The organism is Shinella sp. WSD5-1, from assembly GCF_963942435.1.
Lineage (GTDB): Bacteria > Pseudomonadota > Alphaproteobacteria > Rhizobiales > Rhizobiaceae > Shinella > Shinella yambaruensis.
In genome coordinates, this window is sequence record NZ_OZ012596.1 from 2,194,002 (window position 1) to 2,210,072 (window position 16,071).

The following is a 16,071-nucleotide window of genomic DNA, read 5'->3' on the forward strand; positions in this document are numbered from 1 at the left end:
ACAGAAAGCGGGGAAGGCGGCGGCGTCAGGCCGCCGCGCCGCTGCGATAGGCCCGGCCGGCCCGATCGGCGACTTCCGCCGAATAGATGCGCAGCGCAATGCCGGCGTCGCCCGCATAGGCGAGCGCCTGTTCCGCCTGGTCGTAGAACGTGGCCGGCGTCCTGGCCGCGTCGCTCATGGAGACGCCGGCCGTCAAGGTCAGGAAGCCGGCCGGCAGTTCCCGGTCCATGAAGGGGAAGGGCTTTTCCGCAACGCGCACGGCGATGCGGCGGGCGATCGTCACGGCGATCTCGCGGCTGACATTGGAGAGCAGCAGGCAGAAGACGTCCGGCCCGGTGCGCGCGACGAAATCCTCCTTCTTGACCGACCGACGGAAGATGGCGGCAAGCCGCTTCAGCGTCTTTTCCGCAGCGCCCGCCGGATGGCTCTCGGCGAATTCCTTGAGCTGTTCGACGCGGAACATCAAAAGGGCCGAGGTCGCGTTGGCCGCCTCCGCCTGGAAGAAGGCCTTCAGCCGGCCGAGCAGCGCGGCGTGGTTGCCAAGGCCGGTCACCGGGTCATGGGTCAGTGCTTCCCGGCTGACGGAAAGGCCCGAGCGCAGGCCATCGAGATGGGCCTGCAGGTCTTCCAGCCGTGCGGTGGACGCGCGGTCGGCCCCAAGGATGTCGCGCAGGATCGACAGCAGCCGGACCGTGTCGTTGGAAAAGTCGGAAATGCCGAGCACCGGGTCCTTGCGCATGCGGGCGGCGATTTCCTCCAGTTCCTGCAGGGCGGCCGCGCGATTGCGCCGGCTGGTTTCCGCTGCGCTCGAGATTTCGGCGAGCACGCGCACCGCTTCGCCCGCCGCCTGGCCTGCCGCCAGCACATTGTGGCTGGGCAGGGAATGGCGCAGCGCGATCGAATCGAGCGCCGCCTGTTCCGGTGCCTTGCCGAGCGCCGCGATCTCGCGCGCCACGCTCGCATTGCCGTTCAGCGCCTCGAACAGCAGTTCGTAGTTCCGCGGCAGGCCGGCAATGCCGAGATTGGCCATCACATGCGCGATGCGCGCCGTGATCGGCGGAACGGCGGGCTGCGTGTCTTTCGGGGTGGTGCTGTCTTTGCTGCTCATGAAACGCCGTCGGGTGGCGCGCGGGCGGGGGCCAGCGCTCGGGGAAGGTCGGCGTAACTATCGGATTGCACGGTTAATTTTACGTGTGCTGAAGAAAGATTCAGGTCAAAGTTGACGATGCGCAAGCCCGCTTGCGCGGGGTGCAGCGGCATCACGCGGACGCCGCCGCACGGGGATATGGTTCAGGACCTCACGCCGTCCGCCGGGCGAGCGGGATCACCCGCATCACCTGCCCGATCACGGTCGAACGGGCCGGTTCCTTGCTGCGGGGCGCGCGATTTTGCTGGAGTTCGCGCATCGCTGCCGCGTAACCCTCCGCGCGGGCTTCCTTCAGCGCCACTTCGAAGGTCTTCTCGATTACCGGATAGCACTCCTCCGGCAGGTAGGCATTCGGGGCATCGGTACCGTAAACCCGTGCCATCTTGCAAAGCGTACTGCCGAGCAGGGCTGCCCACTCTTCGGTCGTTCTTGCCATTGTTCTTCCCTCTTTCAGGAGAGGCCTGTGCCGTCCCGCACCAGCCCCGATGGCAGCGACTATCCCATTACCGATCGCCCGTGCCTGTCACTTGGGTGACAGGACGGAGCAGCCCCCAAAATCGATGCCGAGCGCTCCCATGCCGCGCAACTGTATCACCACTATTGCAGGAACAGGAAGGGTCACTCACCCTAAAATTTATAGGAATTTCGATCCCTCGGTACGCACGAAGGAGATGAGGTCCAGCGTGATGCTCGGTCCGCCCACCATGGTCAGCATGGCGTGGCACTGGCCGCGATGGTGGGTCTGGTGGTTGAACATGTGGGTGAGGGCGGGGCCGAGCGGGTGGGTGATGACCGCCGGATTGGTGAGCGGGCTATAGGTGAAATCGGCGGCGATCGCCGCTTCCGAAAGCGAATCGGTATAGGCGATCAGGCGTGCGTCTTCCGCCTGCCGCGCCGCCGCAAGGCCGGCAAGATCCTCGTGAAGGATCGCATCGAGGCGTGCCGGCGCATCGCCGCTGCCCGTGAAGCGCTTCATCCAGATCCGGTCGGCGGCGAGCAGGTGGTTCAGCGTGCCGTGCAGCGAGCCGAAGAAGGCGCCGAGGTTCCGGCGAAAGGCCTCGTCGTCGAGCTTGCCGACCTCGGCATAGAGCGTGCGGTTGGCCCAGGCATTGTAGGCGGCGAACATGCGGTAGTGGTCGAGCATCGTTGTCTCCGTGATCTGCCGCAACTATAGCCGAAGCGCGCATCGGCCGCGTGAATGTCACTCATGAAATTATCTGATTTGCGCACGGCGCCGTCCTGCGCTCCAATGGCGGCAAACCGAAACGAGGCTTTGATGACCCGATTGCTCTACGCGCTTTCCGGCGCCGACCGGACCCGCCAGTTCTCGCCCCATGTGTGGAAGACGGTGATGTCGCTCGCCCACAAGGGCCTTGCCTACGAGACGGTCCCGGTCGGCTTCACCGAGATCCCGGCCATCGAGGGCGGCAGCACGGCGACGGTGCCGCTCCTGCGCGACGGCGACCGGCTAGTGCGCGACAGTTTCGACATCGCCCTCTATCTCGACGAGGCCTATCCCGACCGGCCGTCGCTGTTCGGCGGGGAGGGCGGCAGGGCGATGGCCCGCTTCATCGAGAACTGGTCGCAATCCACCCTGCACATGGCCGTCACCCGTATCGCCATCCTCGACATCCACAACCTGCTGGAGCCCGCCGACCAGGTCTATTTCCGCCGCAGCCGCGAGGAACGCCTCGGCGCCTCGCTGGAGGACATCGCGGCGGCCGGCAAGGCGGAGGTCGAGGGCTTCGCCAAGAAGCTCCAGCCGCTGCGCAACATGCTGAAGGTCCAGCCCTTCATCGGCGGTGAAGGCCCGCTTTTTCCCGACTACATCGTCTTCGGCGCGCTGCAGTGGCTGCGCACGACGGCAGGCACGAAAGTGCTGGAGGAGGGCGATCCCGTCGCCGGCTGGTTCGCCCGCTGCCTCGACCTGCACGGCGGCGCCGGCCACCGTGTGACGGCGGCGTGAAACTTTGCCGCTGACGGCGCCAATCGCGGCGCCCCTCTTGTTTTGCGGGGCGTTGGCGGCTATGGAACCGGCCACTTTCACCGGAAAACCAAGGGAAACGGGAAAATGGCGATTGAACGCACCTTTTCGATGATCAAGCCGGACGCGACGAAGCGCAACCTGACCGGCGCGATCACCAAGATGCTCGAAGACGCGGGCCTGCGCGTCGTTGCTTCCAAGCGCGTCTGGATGAGCAAGCGCGAAGCCGAAGGCTTCTACGCCGTTCACAAGGAGCGTCCGTTCTTCGGCGAGCTCGTTGAAGGCATGACCTCCGGCCCGACGGTCGTCCAGGTCCTGGAAGGCGAGAACGCCATCCTGAAGAACCGCGAAGTCATGGGCGCCACCAACCCGGCCAACGCCGACGAGGGCACGATCCGCAAGACGCATGCCCTGTCGATCGGCGAGAACTCGGTTCACGGCTCGGACGCTCCGGAAACCGCTGCCCAGGAAATCAAGTACTGGTTCTCCGACACCGAAATCGTCGGCTGAATCGGTTTGTCCGGCTCCGGCCGGAAGCCTTTGACGTGATTTGGAAACCGGGGCCGGAAGGCTCCGGTTTTTCATTGTGCCGGATCGAACTTGAAGAGCGGCTGGCCGGCCAGGAGCAGCGCTTCGGCCGGGTGGCGCAGATAGCTCCGGCAGCCGCGATCGAGGCGAATTGCAAGATCCGTGGCGAGGGCAAGCCTTGTTTCGACCGGCTCGACGGTAAGGACGAAATCGGCAAGGCGCGCATGGTCGCCGGCGGCAAACAGCAGTTCCGCGACGATCGGCGCCTTGACCGGGTCTTTGGCGAGCGGCGTCAGCGGCACGGATTTCAGGGATTTGGAAAGCTCCACCCACAAGGGCCATTCCGCCTGGAATTTCGGGCTGATGTCCGTCGGCATGTCCGGGAGGACATCGGATTTGCCGGCGAGGTAGGGAGCGAGCGTGTCGATCGCCACGACCCGGTCGATGAGGTCCCGTACCGAGACATTGCCGGTCCGGGGCACGGCGCGGCGCGTATTGATGGGTATGCTTTCGAGCGTCGTGTCGACCACGGCGGGATCGGGCCCTGCGGCGCGAAGAGCCCTGTAGGCCACCAGCCATGCCGGATCGAGAAGACCCTCGGGCCTGACCCGCCCGGCCGTGATCTCGGTCAGAACCGCCTCTGCCGCCTTTGCTGTCGAGGCGATATCGCCGGTCTGGTTCACATAGGTCATCAGGAAATCGCGTTCCGGCTCCTTCGCCGCCGCGATCCAGACGGTGTGCAGGCTTTTCTGCGTCGCCTGGGCCGCGGCGTCAGGCACCGGAAGCCGCGGCAGGGCCGGATTGCCGACGAGCGCCGGCGCCCAGCTCCAGAGCTGCGTCAGGTCCGCAAGCCTGGTCGTGTCGGGAAAGCCGGCAACGAAGACCGGCCAGGCATTCGGGTCGCGCTGGCTCGCAACGAGCCCTGCCTGAAGGAAGAACAGCTTGTGGCGGCCCGCCGATGCTGCGAGTTTGGCCTTCTCCTCATCGGGCCGGTCCGCGATGGCGGGCACGATCCGCCCGCTGAGCGAGACTTGCCGCTCCGGCGGCAGGCTGGCGATCGCGGCCAGCAACCTGTCGCCATCCCCATGCAGCAGGATTGCCCGCACGGTGGAAATCAGCCCGTTGAGCTGAACCGGATCGGCATCGCCCAGCGCATCGAACCCGTCGCGCGCCGCATCGAGGGCGCCGGCAAGATCGATCGCCTCGCGCACGCCGGCATCGCGCAGTCCGTGGGCGAGGGCTGTCGCCTCGTCCATGGAAAGGCTGCCGTAGCGGATCTTCAGATAGGCCGCTTCCGCCCCGAAACCGCGCGCCTTCAAGCGCGGCAGTTTCTCCCGGTCCGCCAGTACCGTATCCGAAAAGGCAAGGATTACGGGCTTTGCCGGACAGTCCGCTGCCTCCTCGGCATGGGCCACAGGGGAGAACACTAAAAAGCCGAAAGCCAGGGCAGGCAGGAATCGCATGTGTCCGATCCTCCGGGAGCAGCTTTGGATGGAACGCGCGATCCCTGGTGAATATTCGTCAGCTGGCGGGACACGTCGCCGTTTCGAAATGCGCGGGCGTCTTGCCGTCCTTGAACACCTCCGGATTCCTGTCGTAGCCGGGGCCGACGACCAGGGCCTTTGCTGGCAGGATGCTCTGGTCGGCACTGGAGGTGACCTGGGTTTCCAGGCTTTGCAGCACCGCACCGTCGGGCCCGACGACCTGGATGGCCACCTTGTAGGGCACGCCCTTCTTCACGCAGGAAATGTCCGGGCTCTCCAGCGCGACGCGGGTGAGGTTGGCGAACAGCTTGCGCTCCAGCGTCAGCGGCGCGCCGCCCGCCGGATTCTCGAACTCGGCCCGCACCACGGAACCTTCCGGCACCGGCGCGGTGCGGTCGAGCGTGACCATGTAGGTGGCATAGGCGAGGCGGTAGTTGAAGACGAACATCTTGCCCGTCAGCTTCAGCGGATCGGTTCCCGCCTCGCGCTGGCAGGCGGCAAGGACGAGCAGGAGCGGCAGCAGGATCAGCCAGGATTTTTTCATGGCCGTGTCTCCTCGCGGTTGCGGTGGTAATGGCGGCTGGCCTTTGCCCGGTTGCCGCAGACGGCCATGTCGCACCAGGCGCGCGAGCGGTTGCGGCTGCGGTCGAGAAAGAGCCAATGGCAGTTCGGGCAGATCTTCAGCCGCTCCGGCTCCGGATGTGCCAGCAGCAGGAGGGCGGAGCGCGCCGTCGCGGTATCGAGCGCCCGCGGCCGGTTGCCCGAGCGGCGCAGCGTGGCGGCGATGGTCTCCAGGAGGTCGGCAAGCAGCGCCGGCGTGCCATGGCCCCGCACTTCGGCGCGAAAATGCCGGTCGATCGCCTCGCGCAGCGCGATCAGCCCCGCGCGTCCATCCTCGCTCACCGCCTCGAGCGGACCGAAACGCGCATGCTCCGCCCCGTGCCGGTCCGCCCCGGCGGGGAAGGCGTCCATGATGGCGGGATCGGCGAAACGGTCGATCCGCCGATCGGGATCGCCGCGCAGCACCACGGAATTGGCGACATCGAGGGCGAGCGCGCCGCCGGAGAAACGATGCGGGGTCCAGGAAAAGGTCATGCGATATTCTAACTGGTAAAAGTCCTTTTGCCAGTTATAATTTCAGCACGGTTCCAGAAGGGCAGACAGTGGCTTCCCGGGAGGCGTGCGTGACAATGCGGGAAAGCCCGGAACCGCCATGGCCTATTTCCTCCAGCAGATCGCCAATGCCGCGCCCGTTGCCGCGCTCTATGCGGCACTCGCCTTCGGCTATTCGATCGCCTTTGCCGTGACGCGCCGGGCGGATGTCGCCTATGGCGCACTCTTCGCCTTCGCCGCGCAGATGTTCATCCTGTTTTCCGGTTACGGCTGGGACCGGCTCTGGCTGGTGCTGCCCGCCGCGCTCGGCTTCGGCGCGGTCGTGGCGCTGCTCTACGGCGTCGGCGCCGGCCTCGTCGTCGGGCGCCATGTCATGCGCCCGCTCGCCTTCTCCTCGGACAATACGGTGGTGGTCGCCGCGCTCGGCGTCGTGCTGGTGCTGATGGAGACGGCGCGGCTCGCCGCGGACACCCGCAGCCTCTGGCTGCCGCCCTTCCTCAACACGCCGGTCGTGCTGTGGGGCGATCCGGCCTTTCCCGTCGCGCTGACGGTGCTGCAACTGGCGAACACCGCGGCCATGGCCGCCATCGTCCTTGCCGGCCATGTCTTCCTCGCCCGTTCCGCCTGGGGCCGGCGCTGGCGGGCGGTCTCCGAGGACCGGCAGGCGGCGGAGCTCTGCGGCGTCGATGCCGCGGGTGTCTACCTCTCGGCCTATGCGCTGGCGGCATTGATCGCCAGCCTCACCGGCATCCTCGCCGTCTCCTACTACGGCAACATGGATTTCGGCGGCGGCCTCGTCTTCGGGGTGAAGGTGCTGTTCATCGCCGCCATCGGCGGGGCGGGCACGCCGCTGCTCTCCGCCCTCGGCGGCGCGGCCATGGGTCTCGCCGAGACGCTGTGGAGCGCCTATGGCGAATTCTTATGGCGCGACCTGGTGATCTTTTCCGCGCTCGTCCTGCTGCTGGTGATTTTCCGGCGGGAGCGGCCGGTGCCGTAGAGGGTGTGCCGTGCGGGTGGATCCTCGGGTCGAGCCCGAGGATGACGGAGAGGAGGAGAGGTTGCCTGACCGTCAAACGGTGCGGCAAAAGGCAGCATGGCTGGTCTGTATGCCCTGCCTTCTGGCGTCATCCTCGGGCTCGACCCGAGGATCCACGCGACATGGCACACCATGGCCGGCAGGTCCGCTACGACCACGCCTCCCGCGCCCTGTCGTCGCTTTCCTTGGCATCCACCCAGCCGCCCTCGCTACCATCGGCAAAGTGTTCCTTCTTCCAGAAGGGCGCGGAGGTCTTCAGGTAGTCCATGACGAAGGAGGCGCCGTCGAAGGCGGCGTGGCGGTGCGGGGCGAGCGCGATGACGAGCACGATGTTCTCGCCCGGCGCGATCTTGCCGACACGATGGATGGCGGTAATGCCGAGAAGCGAGAAACGCTCCACGGCCTTCCGGCAGATGCGGCCGATCTCGGCCTCGGCCATGCCGGGATAATGTTCGAGCTCCAGCGCGGAAAGCCTGCCGCCCTCGTCGCGGCAGAGGCCGGTGAAGGTGACGACGGCGCCGGCATCGCGCCGCCCGGCGGCAAGGCGGGCGGCTTCCGCGGCGGCGTCGAAATCCGCCGTCTGGACACGCACGACGACCGGGACGTCGCCGGTCATCGCTCAGCCTCCCGTCATCGGCGGGAAGAGGGCGATCTCGCGGGCGCCGAGAATGGGCTCGTCGTGCTCGACATGCTCCTGGTTGATCGCGATGCGGATGACCTTCTCATGCTCCAGCGCGTGGGCATAGTCCTCGCCGAGCGTCTTCAGATAGGCGAGCAGGTCGCCGCCGGTCCTGACGGAGGCGGGCAGGTCGATCTCCTCCTCGCCCTTGCCGATCCGTTCGCGCACCCAGGCGAAATAGACGAGCTTCGTCATCTCACTCGTCCACGATGTGCTTCAGGCCGACGCGGAAATAGTCGTAGCCGGTATACATGGTGATGAGCGCGGCGGCCCAGAGCAGGGTGATGCCGATCTCGGTCGTGTAGGGCAGGATCTTGTCGCCGGCGGGGCCGGCCAAGAGGAAGGCGATGGCGAACATCTGGATCGCCGTCTTCCACTTGGCGATGCGCGTGACGGGCACGCTGACCTTGAGGTCGGCGAGATATTCGCGCAGGCCCGAGACGAGGATCTCGCGGCACAGGATGATGATCGCGGCCCAGATCGTCCAGCCGGCGATGGTGCCGTCCGCGGCCATCAGGAGCAGCACCGAGGCGACCAGCAGCTTGTCGGCGATCGGGTCGAGCATGCGGCCGATATTCGATGTCTGGTTCCAGATGCGGGCGAGGTAACCATCGAGGTAGTCGGTGATCGAGGCGACGACGAACAGCCAGAAGGCCGCCCAGCGCGCAAAGTCCGACGATTCCAGCCGCCCTTCGACGAAGAAGCAGAGAACGATCAGCGGAACGGCCACGATACGGCCGTAGGTGAGGAGGTTGGGTATGCTGTATGCGCGGGAAGCCATGGATTCTTCAGTCTCGACAGGTTTGCGGCTAGATGAGGTCTTTGTGACAGCGCCGTCAACCTTTGTTTCCGGCAATTCTTGGCGAATTTACGGAGCGTGGGCGAATGTCGCGGCCATTCGCGGAAAACGCCGCGAATTCTGCGGGGCCGGCGGGCTCATGTCGGCGGCTTGCCGTCCGTCGTGAAGGCGGCGAAAGCGCTTGCCGTCCGACAGCGTGCCCTCGCAGGCAATCGTCGCCGGCCCCTTCGTCGGATTGCCGAAACCGCAGGTGCCTGTCGCCGGAAAGACATCCGGCTGGTCCGGCGTGTCCTTGCGGCTGACGATCACCTTGTCGAGGTTGATGACGTCCGTATCCGGCGTCGGATTGTCGCCGTCCATGCCGGTGAAGGTGACGATCCGGCCGTCGTCGAGCACGAAGTAGAAGCCGACGCGGCCGTTCGGATAGGTGACGTTGAGCAGCTTTTGCGAGCAGGCCTCGCTGAAACGGAGGTCGCCGACAACGAGCTCGGCACAGGTTCCGCTGACGCCCAGCATCTGCGCATCGCCGACCTGCGTCTGGGCAGCGGCGGCCGTTGCGAGAAGGCAGAGGCCGAAGGGCACGATCTTGCGGAAGACGGTCATGGCGCCTCGCTCTCGAATGAAGGAATGCCGTATGGGCACCCTAGCACCCGCCGGCAGGCCGGGCCAGCTATCCCGCCGCGTCGTCATGGAAATGGTTGTAGACGATGCGCGCGACGCTTTCCGAAATGCCGGCGACCGCCATCAGGTCGGCCATCGCCGCGCGGGAGACGGCCTTGGCGGTGCCGAAATGCTGCAGCAGGGCGCGCTTGCGCGTCGGGCCGACGCCGGCGATCTCGTCGAGCGGGTTCTTCACCATCTCCTTCTTGCGCCGCGCCCGGTGCGAGCCGATGGCGAAGCGGTGCGCCTCGTCGCGCAGGCGCTGCACGAAATAGAGCACGGGATCGCGCGGCGGCAGGGAGAAATCCGCAAGGCCCTTCATGAAGAAGCGCTCGCGCCCGGCCTCGCGGTCGGCGCCCTTGGCGACGCCGATGGCGATGACCTGGTCGGTGATGCCGAGCTCTTCGAGGATGGCGCGCACCGCCGTCATCTGGCCCTGGCCGCCGTCGATGAGGATGACGTCGGGCCAGGCGGGGAAGGGGAGGTCCGCCGCGTCCGCGCCTTGGTCCGCACCGCGGTCCGGCAGGCCCTCTTCCTTGATGAGGCGCGCGAAGCGCCGGGTCATCACTTCCTTCATCATGCCGAAGTCGTCGCCGGGCGTGATGTCGGTCGATTTGATGTTGAACTTGCGGTACTGCCCCTTCACGAAGCCCTCCGGCCCCGCCACCACCATGCCGCCGACGGCATTGGTGCCCATGATGTGGGAGTTGTCGTAGATCTCGATGCGGCGTGGCACGTAAGGCAGCTTGAAGGTGGCGGCGAAACCATCCAGCAGGCGCGATTGCGAGGCCGTCTCCGCCAGCTTGCGGCCATGCGCCTCGCGGGCATTGGCGACGACATGGTCGACGAGGTCCTTCTTCTCGCCGCGCTGCGGCACGGAGATGGCGACCTTGTAGTTCGAGCGCTCGGAAAGCGCCTGGCTGAGCAGGTCCATTTCCTCGACGGTCTGCGAAAGCAGGATCTGCCGGGGACAGGGCTTGTCGTCGTAGAACTGGGCTAGGAAGGCGTTCAGCACCTCGCTGCCGGAAAGCTGCGGGTCGGCCTTCGGGAAATAGGCGCGGTTGCCCCAGTTCTGCCCGGTGCGGAAGAAGAAGACCTGGATGCAGGAGATGCCGCCCTCGTGATGGATGGCGAAGACGTCGGCCTCCTCCACGCCGGCCGGGTTGATGCCCTGGTGGCTCTGGACATGGCTGAGCGCCGCCAGCCGGTCGCGATAGACGGCGGCGCGCTCGAAATCGAGCTCCTCGGCGGCGTCATTCATGGCCGCGGCCATGTGCGCCTTCACCTTCTGGCTTTTTCCCGAGAGGAAATCCTTCGCCTCCTGCACCAGCTCCGCATAGTCCGCATCGCGGATCTCGTGGGTGCAGGGACCGGAACAGCGCTTGATCTGGTAGAGCAGGCAGGGCCGCGTGCGCGTCTCGAAGACGCTGTCGGTGCAGGTGCGCAGGAGGAAGGCGCGCTGCAGCGAATTGATCGTGCGGCCCACCGCGCCGGCCGAGGCGAAGGGACCGAAATAGTCGCCCTTGCGGCTGCGCGCGCCACGATGCTTGAAGATCGCCGGCGCGCGCGTGTCGCCCGTCACGAGGATGTAGGGGAAGGACTTGTCGTCGCGCAGGAGCACGTTGAAGCGCGGGCGCAGGCGCTTGATGAGGTTCGCCTCCAAGAGCAGCGCCTCGGTCTCGGTGCGCGTGGTGACGAACTCCATGTTCGCCGTCTGGCGGATCATCTGCGTGATGCGGTTGGAGTGGCCGCGGCCCTGCGCATAGTTCGTCACGCGCTTCTTCAGGCTGCGCGCCTTGCCGACATAGAGCACGTCGCCCGCCGTGTTGAACATGCGGTAGACGCCGGGGCTGTTCGGCAGGCGCTTGACGAAGAGCTGGATCAGCTCGGCGCCGATGACGCCCTCCGGCACGTCGCCGCCCTCGTTCCAGTCGATCCCCGGAGTGGCGATGCCGGGCGCGACGGCGACCGTCGCCGCGGGAGATTCCTGCAGCTCGTCCTCGTCGTCCGTCTCGTTCTCGTCATAGAGGATGCCGCCATCCTCCACTTTTCGGCCATTCATTCGGCTATTCCCCCGACATCGGGTGTCTCCCAGGCGAGATGCTGCCCGCCGTCGAGCGCTATCATTTGCCCGGTAATGGATGGCGTGTCGAACAAAAAGCGAACTGTGCGGCCGAATTCGTCGAGACCAGGTCCGCGGCGCAGGATCAGGCCCTCCACCTGCGCCTGGAAGGCGGCATCGTCCTGCCGCTCGTTCGGCAGCGACGGGCCGGGGCCGATGGCATTGACGCGCACGCGCGGGGCAAAGCTCTGCGCCATGGTGCGGGTCGCCATCCACAGCGCCGATTTGGAGAGCGTGTAGGAATAGTAGCGCGGCGTCGGGTTCCAGACGCGCTGGTCGATGATGTTGACGATCGAACCCGGTGCGCCCTCGGGAAGCTGGCGCACGAAATCGCGCGCGAGGATCGACGGCGCCTTCACATGCACGGCGAAATGCCGCTCCCACAGCGCATCGTCGAAGGCCTCCACGGTGTCGGGCTTGAAGAGCGAGGCGTTGTTGACGAGGAGGCCGATGGGGCCGAGGGCGTCCGCCGCCGTGCCGATCAGCCGGCTTGTGGCCGCCCCGTCCGCTAGGTCGCATTGCACGGCGACGGTCCTTCCGCCGCCGGCATTGAAGGCGCGGGCCATCGCCTCGGCGTCTTCCAGGGACGTGTTGGCATGGATCGCGACGGCGAAACCGTGTGCCACGAGGTCTTCCACGATGGCCTTGCCGATGCGTTTCGCGCCGCCCGTCACGAGGGCCGTCCTGGGGGGCTTGTTCACGAAATTCCGTCCTGCCGATTCATTTGATTAACCGGCCCAAGATATAGACATCCCGGCGCAGGCTTAAACTCCCCCATGACAATTGGTTGCAGAAAAATTAACTGCAAAAGCGACTTCAAAGTAATTTGAAGTATATTTTACCGATTTTTGTACTTATTGATTTTATGGTTAATAAATCGCCTGGTGCGCAAAAGTCACATCAAATTTGTGCCGCCTCGCTGCCACAATCATTTCACATTTTGGCTCTTTCAATTCCTCAATCTTTATTCAATTTCCGCTCAACCGGGCGGGACTGAATTGGAAATGACGACGCCCGATCGCCTCCCACAGAGGGCGTCGTTCAGTAAAGGAGAATATCATGCGTACACTCATCGCCACCCTCATCGCTTCGACCGTCTCCATGGTCGCTTTCCAGGCTGCTCACGCTGCCGACGCCATCGACGATATCCCGCAGGCTCCGGCCGCTGAATATTCCGAGCCGGTTGCCGGCGGCAACTGGGCCGGCGCCTATGCCGGTGGTACGGCAAGCTGGCAGCGCGGCGACTTCAGCCGCCAGGGCGACGCCAAGGCAAACGGCCTCGGCGGCGGCGTCTACGGCGGCTACAACATGCAGAACGGCCAGCTCGTCTACGGCGGCGAAGCCGACCTGAACTATTCGGGCGTCGATGCCGAGCGCAACGGCCTGAAGGGCAAGCAGGGCGTCAACGGCTCGATCCGCGGCCGCGTCGGTGTCGACCTGAACCCGGTCCTCGTCTACGGCACGGCCGGTATTGCCGGCACGAATGTCGAGATGAAGAACGCCGCCGGCAAGGACGACCGCAACATGGTCGGCTGGACCGCCGGTGCCGGTGCCGAAGCCTTCGTGACCAACAACGTCACGGCGCGTATCGAATACCGCTACAGCGACTACCAGAAGAAGGGCTTCAACCTCGGCGGCACCAAGGTGAAGTCGGGCTTCGAAGACCACAGCGTCCGCGTCGGTCTCGGCGTGAAGTTCTAAGCCAAACGGCTTTGGAAGCGGGAAAGGCCGGGCGAAAGCCCGGCCTTTTCTGCGTTTGGGGGATGTGGTTGCCCCTCACCCTAACCCTCTCCCCGCAAGCGGCAGGCGAATTGCATATGGAATGAGGCGGCGCGTCTTGCCCCTTCTCCCCCGCGGGGAGAAGGTCGCGGCAGCGGGATAAGGGGGTGACGCAGACGTCAGACGGTGTGCAAGCCCCCTCATCCGGCCCTTCGGACCACCTTCTCCCCGCGGGGGAGAAGGGGAAAGCAGCAGCGTGCTGTCATATGCAATTCGCCTGCTCAAGGGGGAGAGGGGACCTGCCTCACGAACGGCTATTGTTTGAGGAAACGGCGCGGCATATCCCCTTCGCCCCGCTTGCGGGGAGAAGGTGGCCGGCAGGCCGGATGAGGGGCGAACCGTCAATCCTTGAACTGCGCGTAATCCGGGAAAACCGCCTCGAAGCGGGAGAGGAAGCGCTTCAGCTTGGGCCGGCCGCGCTGCCATTTTCCGGCAAAACGCAATTCGATGTAACGCAGCATCGCGGCCAGCGCGAAGTGGCCGGCATGCGGCTTCCTGCCGAGGCGGGGCATGTTGGCTTCGAGATGGTCGAGCGCACGCTCGACCTTCTGCCACTGCCGGTCGATCCAGGGCTGGTGGACCTTCTCCTCCGGCCGCGAGCGGCGTTCGTAGACGATGGCGAGCAGGCTGTCGCAGATGCCGTCGGCGGTCGCCTCCAGCACGTCCACCTCCGTGCGCTTTGCCGCATTGCGCGGATAGAGCGTGCCCTTCGTCTGGCGGTCGATATAGTTCATGATCGCACGGCTGTCGTAGACGGCAAGGCCCTCGTCGGTCACCAGCGTCGGGATCTTGCCGAGCGGGTTGGCGGCCAGAAGCTCCGCCGGGTCGGCATTGGTGTCGGTCGCGACCGATCGCGCGTTAAGGCCGGCGAAATGCGCAGCCATGCGCACCTTGGTGGAATAGGGCGAGGCATTGGAATAGTAGATCTTCATCAGCGGCATCCTGTTCTGGGCAAGTCCGGCAAAAGGGCGAAGCGGCTTTGCGTCCGCAATCGCATTGAAAGAAGCGTTAGAGCGCTTTCGCGTTTCGAAGAAAAGCGGAAACGCGCTAGCGAATGGGCGGTTGTTCGATGGATCCGGCACGGCAGCCGGCGCGGTCGACGGCAGGGCAGGTGCGGAAGGAAAGCGCCGTCGTCATGCAGATGCGGACCTCCTCCAGCCGGCCGTCCACGCAGGTGACCGCGATGCCCTTGCGGTCGAGGCCGGGATTGGCGGCGATGAAGGCCGCCTCCACTGCATCAGGGGAAAGCCGGGCACCGCCTCGCTGCGGCGTGAGGTCGGCGGGAATGCCGATGCGTTCGAAGGCCGCACGCGTCACGGCAAAATAGTCCTTCTGGCTGAGGCCCGAGCAGGAGCCGTGCTTGCGCCATTGATGGCCGACCAGCCCCATGGAGGGAATGATGTCGAGCACGGTGCGGCCTAGGTTCTCCGGCACGCGGTCCGGCTGGCGCGTCGGGCAGAATTCCGGATAGCCGCGCTCGTTCTGCGGCCAGAGGCCGTGCACGATGAAGCCGTTGTTCTCGCCGCGCCGGCACTGCTGCGTCCGGCCGCCGGCATCGTTGTCCGCGCACCAGGTCGGCGACCAGGAGAGCGACAGCACGTAGAAATCGAACCCCTTGCCGAGCGGCACCGCCCCGCGCGTTTCCGGCGCCGTGCGGCTCACCTCCGTCTTCGGCTTTTCGGCCGGCTTGTCCTCGCTGCAGCCGGCAGGCAGCACGAGCCCGGCGAGCAGCAGACAGAGGGGGCGGGCGAGGGGGAAGGAAAGCAGCCGGCTCATCGTTCGGCGGCTGCGAGGAATGGCGTCATGAAGGTCTCCCGGTTCGGCGCGCGATTGTTGCCGCCGGACGGCAAAGGTCAAGAGGCCTTTGTTTCCCCCGCGAGCCAGAAGGCGCGGGCCGAGGCGAAGCGGTCCTGCGCCAGCCGCTCCTTGAGGAAGGGCAGCAGCACGTCGAGTTCCTGCTTCAGCGTATAGGGCGGATTGACGACGATGAGGCCGGAGCCCGTCAGTCCCGTCGTCTCGCGGTCGCTCTTCACCGAAAGCTCCGCGCAGAGCATCTTGGGAATGCCCGTCGCCTTCAGCGCCTTGTGGAAGGCGGCGATGGGGGCGTTCTTCTTCAGCGGATACCATAGGCAATAGACCCCGCCGGCAAAGCGGCGCACGGCCTTTTCCAGTCCCTCCACCAGCCGCTCGTATTCGCCCTCGATCTCGAAGGGCGGATCGACCAGCACGATGCCGCGCTTCTCCTTCGGCGGCAGGTGCGCGCCGAGCGACAGCCAGCCGTCGAGCCTGGTGATGCGGCTCTGGAAGTCGCCGTCGAACAGGCGGTGCAGCGTCTCGTAGTCGTCAGGGTGCAGTTCCATGGCGGAGAGCCGGTCCTGCGGGCGGAAGAGCAGGCGCGCCAGTTTCGGCGAGCCGGGATACCAGGTCAGCCCGCCTTGCGGATTGAGGTCCTGGACGGCCTTCAGATAGGGGGCGAGGATATCGGCCACCGGAGAAGGCAGGTCGCCGTCGAGGAGCCGGCCGATGCCGTCGCGCCATTCGCCGGTCTTCTGCGCTTCCTCGCTCGAAAGGTCGTAGAGGCCGATGCCGGCATGGGTGTCGAGCACGCGAAAGGCCTTGTCCTTGCCCTGCATGTAGAGGACGAGGCGGGCGAGCACGGCATGCTTCAGCACGTCCGCGAAATTGCCGGCATGGTAGATGTGGCGGTAGTTCATTTCAGGCCCCGTGCGACGCCCACGAT

19 protein-coding genes are annotated in these 16,071 nt (G+C 65.8%); 4 read left to right on the plus strand and 15 right to left on the minus strand.

Annotated elements, in window-relative coordinates:
* Nucleotides 1-25: 25 nt before the first annotated feature.
* The 3 genes from AABQ55_RS10665 to AABQ55_RS10675 all read right to left on the minus strand — a co-directional run bounded on the left by AABQ55_RS10665 (nucleotide 26) and on the right by AABQ55_RS10675 (nucleotide 2,291).
* Complete coding sequence (locus AABQ55_RS10665; RefSeq protein WP_272804996.1) at nucleotides 26-1,108, minus strand: GGDEF domain-containing protein; 1,083 nt, start codon at nucleotides 1,106-1,108, stop codon at nucleotides 26-28.
* A 190-nt stretch (nucleotides 1,109-1,298) separates the two neighbouring features.
* Nucleotides 1,299-1,583, minus strand: coding sequence for a hypothetical protein (locus tag AABQ55_RS10670; protein WP_244765956.1), 285 nt, complete (start codon nucleotides 1,581-1,583; stop codon nucleotides 1,299-1,301).
* Nucleotides 1,584-1,781: 198 nt separating this feature from the next.
* Entirely contained in the window at nucleotides 1,782-2,291 is a 510-nt protein-coding gene (locus tag AABQ55_RS10675) for a DinB family protein (protein WP_244765955.1), read from the minus strand.
* Between the two features lie 132 nt (nucleotides 2,292-2,423).
* Between AABQ55_RS10675 and AABQ55_RS10680 the strand changes: the two genes are divergently transcribed.
* Complete coding sequence (locus AABQ55_RS10680; protein WP_272804997.1) at nucleotides 2,424-3,113, plus strand: glutathione S-transferase family protein; 690 nt, start codon at nucleotides 2,424-2,426, stop codon at nucleotides 3,111-3,113.
* 105 nt (nucleotides 3,114-3,218) lie between these two features.
* Nucleotides 3,219-3,641 (plus strand): nucleoside-diphosphate kinase, encoded by a 423-nt coding sequence (gene ndk, locus AABQ55_RS10685; protein WP_064329673.1) that lies wholly within the window; start codon nucleotides 3,219-3,221, stop codon nucleotides 3,639-3,641.
* A gap of 71 nt (nucleotides 3,642-3,712) precedes the next feature.
* Here the strand turns inward: ndk and AABQ55_RS10690 are convergent, their stop codons facing one another.
* From AABQ55_RS10690 to AABQ55_RS10700, 3 genes are read right to left on the minus strand one after another with little or no spacing between them, the layout of a single operon-like run.
* Nucleotides 3,713-5,122 (minus strand): hypothetical protein, encoded by a 1,410-nt coding sequence (locus AABQ55_RS10690; RefSeq protein ID WP_272804998.1) that lies wholly within the window; start codon nucleotides 5,120-5,122, stop codon nucleotides 3,713-3,715.
* A gap of 58 nt (nucleotides 5,123-5,180) precedes the next feature.
* The gene (locus AABQ55_RS10695; RefSeq protein WP_244765952.1) at nucleotides 5,181-5,687 is read right to left on the minus strand and encodes a hypothetical protein; all 507 of its coding nucleotides are present in this window, start codon (nucleotides 5,685-5,687) and stop codon (nucleotides 5,181-5,183) included.
* Nucleotides 5,684-6,238: a CGNR zinc finger domain-containing protein gene (locus tag AABQ55_RS10700; protein ID WP_272804999.1), complete on the minus strand. Its 555-nt coding sequence runs from the start codon at nucleotides 6,236-6,238 to the stop codon at nucleotides 5,684-5,686. The genes AABQ55_RS10695 and AABQ55_RS10700 overlap by 4 nt, the downstream gene beginning before the upstream one ends.
* A 118-nt stretch (nucleotides 6,239-6,356) precedes the next feature.
* Here AABQ55_RS10700 and AABQ55_RS10705 point away from each other — a divergent pair, with 118 nt between their 5' ends.
* On the plus strand, nucleotides 6,357-7,253 hold the full coding sequence (locus tag AABQ55_RS10705; protein WP_272805000.1) for a branched-chain amino acid ABC transporter permease: 897 nt from the start codon (nucleotides 6,357-6,359) through the stop codon (nucleotides 7,251-7,253).
* A 187-nt stretch (nucleotides 7,254-7,440) separates the two neighbouring features.
* Here AABQ55_RS10705 and AABQ55_RS10710 read toward each other — a convergent pair whose 3' ends face one another.
* The 6 genes from AABQ55_RS10710 to AABQ55_RS10735 form a co-directional block, all read right to left on the minus strand.
* Nucleotides 7,441-7,908, minus strand: a complete 468-nt coding sequence (locus AABQ55_RS10710; RefSeq protein WP_272805001.1) for a molybdenum cofactor biosynthesis protein MoaE — start codon at nucleotides 7,906-7,908, stop codon at nucleotides 7,441-7,443.
* A gap of 3 nt (nucleotides 7,909-7,911) precedes the next feature.
* Nucleotides 7,912-8,166: a molybdopterin converting factor subunit 1 gene (gene moaD, locus AABQ55_RS10715; RefSeq protein ID WP_064329679.1), complete on the minus strand. Its 255-nt coding sequence runs from the start codon at nucleotides 8,164-8,166 to the stop codon at nucleotides 7,912-7,914.
* A 1-nt stretch (nucleotide 8,167) separates the two neighbouring features.
* The gene (gene pgsA, locus AABQ55_RS10720; RefSeq protein ID WP_244765947.1) at nucleotides 8,168-8,752 is read right to left on the minus strand and encodes a CDP-diacylglycerol--glycerol-3-phosphate 3-phosphatidyltransferase; all 585 of its coding nucleotides are present in this window, start codon (nucleotides 8,750-8,752) and stop codon (nucleotides 8,168-8,170) included.
* 87 nt (nucleotides 8,753-8,839) lie between these two features.
* Nucleotides 8,840-9,373, minus strand: coding sequence for a hypothetical protein (locus AABQ55_RS10725; protein ID WP_272805002.1), 534 nt, complete (start codon nucleotides 9,371-9,373; stop codon nucleotides 8,840-8,842).
* Nucleotides 9,374-9,440: 67 nt separating this feature from the next.
* On the minus strand, nucleotides 9,441-11,492 hold the full coding sequence (gene uvrC, locus AABQ55_RS10730) for an excinuclease ABC subunit UvrC (RefSeq protein ID WP_272805003.1): 2,052 nt from the start codon (nucleotides 11,490-11,492) through the stop codon (nucleotides 9,441-9,443).
* Complete coding sequence (locus AABQ55_RS10735) at nucleotides 11,489-12,253, minus strand: SDR family oxidoreductase (protein ID WP_272805004.1); 765 nt, start codon at nucleotides 12,251-12,253, stop codon at nucleotides 11,489-11,491. The genes uvrC and AABQ55_RS10735 overlap by 4 nt, the downstream gene beginning before the upstream one ends.
* A 358-nt stretch (nucleotides 12,254-12,611) precedes the next feature.
* Here AABQ55_RS10735 and AABQ55_RS10740 point away from each other — a divergent pair, with 358 nt between their 5' ends.
* On the plus strand, nucleotides 12,612-13,253 hold the full coding sequence (locus AABQ55_RS10740) for an outer membrane protein (protein ID WP_244765943.1): 642 nt from the start codon (nucleotides 12,612-12,614) through the stop codon (nucleotides 13,251-13,253).
* A 419-nt stretch (nucleotides 13,254-13,672) separates the two neighbouring features.
* On the opposite strand, the gene AABQ55_RS10745 is transcribed toward AABQ55_RS10740, so the two are convergent.
* The 3 genes from AABQ55_RS10745 to AABQ55_RS10755 form a co-directional block, all read right to left on the minus strand.
* A complete protein-coding gene (locus AABQ55_RS10745; RefSeq protein ID WP_272807432.1) occupies nucleotides 13,673-14,266 on the minus strand; it encodes a glutathione S-transferase in 594 nt (197 codons plus the stop codon).
* Between the two features lie 112 nt (nucleotides 14,267-14,378).
* The gene (locus AABQ55_RS10750) at nucleotides 14,379-15,107 is read right to left on the minus strand and encodes a ribonuclease T2 family protein (protein ID WP_272805005.1); all 729 of its coding nucleotides are present in this window, start codon (nucleotides 15,105-15,107) and stop codon (nucleotides 14,379-14,381) included.
* 77 nt (nucleotides 15,108-15,184) lie between these two features.
* Nucleotides 15,185-16,045, minus strand: coding sequence for a 23S rRNA (adenine(2030)-N(6))-methyltransferase RlmJ (locus AABQ55_RS10755; protein ID WP_272805006.1), 861 nt, complete (start codon nucleotides 16,043-16,045; stop codon nucleotides 15,185-15,187).
* Nucleotides 16,046-16,071: the final 26 nt, after the last annotated feature.